This is a genomic window from Salinisphaera sp. (genome assembly GCF_035690525.1).
In the GTDB taxonomy this organism is placed as follows: domain Bacteria; phylum Pseudomonadota; class Gammaproteobacteria; order Nevskiales; family Salinisphaeraceae; genus Salinisphaera.
In genome coordinates this window covers 1-4823 of the sequence record NZ_DASSKM010000090.1, presented here as the reverse complement: position 1 = coordinate 4823, position 4823 = coordinate 1, and the positions used below count along the sequence as shown (strand labels likewise).

Here is a 4823-nt window from a genome sequence, read left to right as displayed (position 1 = left end):
CGGGGTGCAATCGCCGGCGATGACGGCGTTCATCGAGACCCTCGGCGACGCGCTCAAGAACAAGCCCGGCCAGGTGATGCTCAATCACGGCCTGCTGGCCAACTATCAGCGCGGCGTGGAACGGCTGAAAAGCCTGGCCGGGGTCGCGGAAATCGCCATCGGCGAGGCCGCGGCCAACCAGGCGGCGGCCCGGCTGTTCACCGCCGACAAGGCGCGCCTGTTCGACGACGCCCAACCGCTGATGGAAGAAGTCTTCGGCCCGAGCACGGTCGTGGTCGTACTGGACACGGCCGATGAACTGGAAGCCGCGGCGCGCGCGCTCAACGGCCAGTTGACCGCGACCGTGACCGGCGAAGCCGCCGAAATCGCCCGGCACCCACAACTGGTCACCGAGTTGACCCGGCGCGCCGGCCGGGTGCTGTTCAACGGCTTTCCCACCGGCGTGGCGGTCAACGATGCGATGGTCCACGGCGGGCCGTAACCGGCCACCACCGATTTCCATAGTACGTCGCTGGGCACGCTGGCGATCGAGCGCTATCTGCGGGCGGTGAGCTATCAAAACGCCCCGGCGGCGGTCCTGCCGAAAGCACTCGCCGATGACAATCCGCTGGGCATCCGGCGGTTGGTCAACGGGGCCTCGACCACGGCTGGGATTTAGGGCGGGGATCGCGCCAACCGAAGAAAGGGCCGGCTTTTCGTCGGTCCTTTTATTTCAAGGAACGGTTGGCATCCACCAATATCCGACTCATGCGCTTGCTTGCCCGGCCACGCAAGCGTGCGGCCAGTGAGCCGCCGGTTGATACTGTCTCTTCACCGGCGATGGCGTCACTGGCAGCGTGCAGGGCGGCGTTGCGGACAAACGTGGACACCGATATACCGCCCAGCTCGGCCGCGCGAGCAATGCGGTCCTTGTCGCGGGCGTCGAGGCGTAGATCGAGTCGGGCAGCACCAGTCATGGTCAGCCTCCTTTTCTGTACGGCGCTATACCGTATGCGGTCGTGCTGTGGGAGTCTGGCTGGCCAATGCGCGCTTACTGCTGAATCGGCTATTCTGCTAAACGACGAATTTGCCTACGTCCTTATTGCAAAAGCGTCATATCGAACCGCTTGGCCGCGCCGCGATCGAAGCTATAGATCGTCTCGCAGCCGGCGCGGCGCGCCAGCGCCGAGACCAGCGCATCGGCAAAGTTACCGCCCGCCCGTTTGAACTGCCGCAGCGCCTGCCAGACAACGTCGGCCTCGTCGACCACCAGGCTTTCCACGCGCAAAAGCGTTTCCGCCACTTGAGCAATCCGATCGGCATCGGCGGCGTAGCACGATTCCAGCACCCAGACGGTTTCGGCCAGCACGGCGTGGGCGACAAACCCCGGCGCTTCGGGGGTCAGGGATTCGATCAACCGTGTGGCCAGCGGCGCCTGCACGGGATCGTCCTGCGTCAGATAGCGCACCAACACATTCGTATCCAGCCCGATCACGGCTCCATAGCCTGCGTAGCCCGTCGGCGGACGGCTGCGTTCATATCCTCCACGCTGACCGGCTGCGCCGGCTTCGGCACCAAGCCTTTCAAGGCCGTGACCGGCAGGGTTGCGGCCACCAGTTCGTAACTGCCCGGCGCCACCTCGACGAATTCGATCCGATCGCCCGTTTCGATCCCCAGCCCGCTGCGCACGGCGGCGGGGATCGTGATTTGGCCCTTGGAACTCAGGATTGCCGTGCTCATATGCTTGCCTTCGTGTAATCCTTACATAAGCGTAAGGACAGAATCTAAGTTGGACAAGCAGATAAGCTGGCCCGTTTAACCGGCTGTATTGATGGTGGGCCCGGCAGGACTCGAACCTGCGACCAAGGGATTATGAGTTTATATTTAAAATCAATATCTTATGTAACACTATATGTGGTATCCGATCGTTCAAGGATGTCACAGCATGTAGCCGTTGTGACGTAAAATAACGTGAGCGATCGCGACGTGTGATCGATAGTGTGCGCTCAGTGTGCGCAAGTTAACCCGGGTTCAACTGCCTTTGGCGCTTTTATTAAGCAGCTATTGCTCGGCGACTTACAGCGCGTCCATGAAGCTTTCATAGTCGTTATCGACCCGGAATTCGACTTCCTCATTCAGCGCCCGGAAGTGCGCCTTACCGCAGTCTATTTTGGCCCGCTCTGCGGGCCGTAACGCGTCGGTGAACAGGCTGTCTTTGGTTTCGACCACGAAATAGAGTTTTTCGGCGCCGTTGGTTTCGACGAGCACGGCCCAGTCCGGATTGTAGGACCCGAGTGGCGTGTCGATCTGGAACCAGGGCGGGAGCTTGGCGTATAGCTTGATATCGTCGTTGCGCTCGAAGGCCTGGGCGAAGTCTTTTTCCACGTCAGAGTCGTAGATCACATAGTCGTAGACCGATTTTTCGGCTTTGAGCATGTTGCTCGATAGATAGCCGGCCAGGGGCGCCGCGTCTTCATCATCGAAGTCGAACAGCTCCTGTGCGTAGTAGCTATCCTCGCCGATGCGGTGGTATTTGATGCCGTCGACGATGAACAGCCGCATCTGGCGGCGAATGATCTCGAGCGTCTGTTCGATGAACTTCTGCGGGTTGTTCTTGAAAGACTCGAGCCGACCGCTGTCCACGAGAATGCGGGCCAGCGTACGGCGGGTGAGGTTCGTCTCGTTCTGTAGAAAGCTCAAGATATCAGGCAGGGCGAAATCGAGTCGGTCATAGGTTGCCGGCGTTTCGTTAACCTCGGTGGCCTCGACGCCGCCACGATTCACGTCCAGCCGAGCGGTGCGTGTAATGAACTTGGCTTTGCCCACACGAAGCTGATCGCGCATTTCCGTTGCGCAGTATTCGATGAGCTTCTCGACATCAAAGTCCACGCGGTAGGTCGTCTTGTACTTGATGCGGTTCCAGAGCGCTTCGAATTCCGGGCTCAGGTAGACCGCTTTGTTGAGCTTGACGGCCTTGCGGTCGTCCCGGTTCTGGATATTCAGCCGGCCGGCCACCTTGCGCAGCACGGCATTGATCGCGCCCGCGTGTTCGGCCGCTTCATCGGGTAGCGATACCGTATTAGCCTTGAGATTGGCTCGGAGCGCGTCCTGTACCTTGCCCTTGGCGTCGATGTAGTCGTGTTCGAGTAGATGCCGCCAGATGGTTTTGGACAGCTCAGTACCGAGATACCCCGTTTCACCGTTTTCATCGGTGATCGGGATGCTGGCGAACAGATCCTTCTCGACCACGCCGAAGCGGATGCCTTCGTCCTGCTCGATTTCTTTCTGGAGCTGGCGCGCGAAATCCTCGTAGGACTCGTTTGCCATCACCGTTAGTCGGTTCACCTCGAAGCCGTGCACACGCTGGCCGTCTTGATTCACGGCCAGCCGCAGCCCGCGTCCGATCTCCTGGCGTTTCTTCATCACCGAGCCGGTTTCGTTAAGCGTGCAGATCTGGAACACGTTCGGGTTGTCCCAGCCTTCGCGCAGCGCGGAGTGTGAGAAGATGAACTTGAGCCGGGATTCGAAGCTGAGCAGGCGCTCCTTGTCCTGCATGATCAGTTGGTAAGCACTCTCGTCGGCCTGTGTCTTGCCTTCGCCGCGGGAATCCTTGAGCCGCTCGTTGCCGCGGGCGTCTTTTTTCTTGTCCGCTGCGAAGTAGCCGTTGTGAACGGCATGCGCCTCGGTCTCGACATCCACTTCGCCGAATAGCGACTGATACTTGGGCAGCCGCGCGGCGCGGATGTATTCCTCCTCGAAAATGCGGGCGTATTTGCCGGGTCGCGGTTCGCCGTCGGCATCGTAGTCGCGGTAATTCGCCACCCGGTCGATGAAGAACAGGCTGAGCACCTTGATGCCCATCGGCGTGAGCTGAAGCTCTTTATCCAGGTGTTCTTCGATGGTCCGGCGGATCTGCAGACGCTTGTATTCGTCCTCATCTACCTGGCCGATCACCTCGCCGCGACGTATGACCTCCGGCTTGCTGGTGAAGCTTATGTATTCGTTGTCCGGCTCGCAGTAGATGTCGTCGATGATGTAGCCGTCGTAAACCGTGCGTCCGCCGGTAGTGTCGAGCAGATCCTCGCCGCTGCGCACCCATTTCTTCTGGCGCTTGACCAACCCTTTCTGCAGCGCATCGATCTCCACCTGCGCCCGGATCGGGCTTTTGCGGTTATCGGTCTGGAGCAGTTTGATGTATGCCTTGTTATGGCTGTCCTTCACCTCGACGCCGGTCACCTCGATCTGTTTGACGAGCTTGCGCTCGTAGGCGTCGATGGAATCGAGGCGATACACCATGTGGTGTTTGTCGAGATGGGTGGCGGAATAGCGTAGCGTGCAGAGCGGATTGAGCTGGGCGATCGCCTCGCGGCTCTTGTCAGTATTCGCCACGCTCTGCGGCTCGTCGATGATTACGACGGGGTGCGTGGCCTGGATGAACTCGATGGGCTTGTTGCCGTTCATCCCGTCATGCGAGCGGTGAATAATATTCGCTTTATCTTCTCGGTCTGAGTCCGTGACAACACGTTTAAACGCATCGATATTGATCACCATGATCTGAATCGTGCTGTCCGTAGCAAAACTCCGAACTCTAGACAGGTTGTGTCGAGGGTTTTTGGGATCGTAGACGAAGTAATCGAACGGCGTGTTGTCGTACAGGGCTTTGAAGTGCGGTTCTGTAATCTGGAGCGACTTGTACACGCCTTCCTTGATGGCCACCGACGGCACGACGATGATGAACTTGGTGAAGCCGTAGCGCTGGTTCAGATCGAACAGCGTGCGTAGATAGACGTATTTCTTGCCGGTGCCGGTCTCCATTTCCACCGTGAAATCACGCGAGGCGAGTT

The 4823-nt window shown here is 59.3% G+C and carries 4 protein-coding genes and 1 pseudogene; 1 reads left to right on the top strand and 4 read right to left on the bottom strand.

Annotation, left to right across the window (positions count from 1 at the left end):
• Window positions 1–481: pseudogene (locus VFJ08_RS06785) on the top strand (aldehyde dehydrogenase (NADP(+))); the annotation flags it as partial.
• Between the two features lie 226 nt (window positions 482–707).
• Here VFJ08_RS06785 and VFJ08_RS06780 read toward each other — a convergent pair.
• The 4 genes from VFJ08_RS06780 to VFJ08_RS06765 form a co-directional block, all read right to left on the bottom strand.
• Complete coding sequence (locus tag VFJ08_RS06780) at window positions 708–956, bottom strand: DUF1778 domain-containing protein (RefSeq protein WP_324996438.1); 249 nt, start codon at window positions 954–956, stop codon at window positions 708–710.
• Between the two features lie 122 nt (window positions 957–1078).
• Window positions 1079–1474 (bottom strand): type II toxin-antitoxin system VapC family toxin, encoded by a 396-nt coding sequence (locus VFJ08_RS06775; RefSeq protein WP_324996437.1) that lies wholly within the window; start codon window positions 1472–1474, stop codon window positions 1079–1081.
• Complete coding sequence (locus VFJ08_RS06770) at window positions 1471–1719, bottom strand: AbrB/MazE/SpoVT family DNA-binding domain-containing protein (protein ID WP_324996436.1); 249 nt, start codon at window positions 1717–1719, stop codon at window positions 1471–1473. The genes VFJ08_RS06775 and VFJ08_RS06770 overlap by 4 nt, the downstream gene beginning before the upstream one ends.
• A gap of 336 nt (window positions 1720–2055) precedes the next feature.
• Window positions 2056–4823, bottom strand: a 2768-nt coding sequence (locus VFJ08_RS06765; RefSeq protein ID WP_324996435.1) for a type III restriction-modification system endonuclease, incomplete at its 5' end; no start/stop codon positions are given.

Coding starts and splice junctions, on each gene's coding strand:
- VFJ08_RS06770 (WP_324996436.1), bottom strand. CDS start 1,719: ATGAGCACGGCAATCCTGAGTTCCAAGGGCCAAATCACGATCCCCGCC.
- VFJ08_RS06780 (WP_324996438.1), bottom strand. CDS start 956: ATGACTGGTGCTGCCCGACTCGATCTACGCCTCGACGCCCGCGACAAG.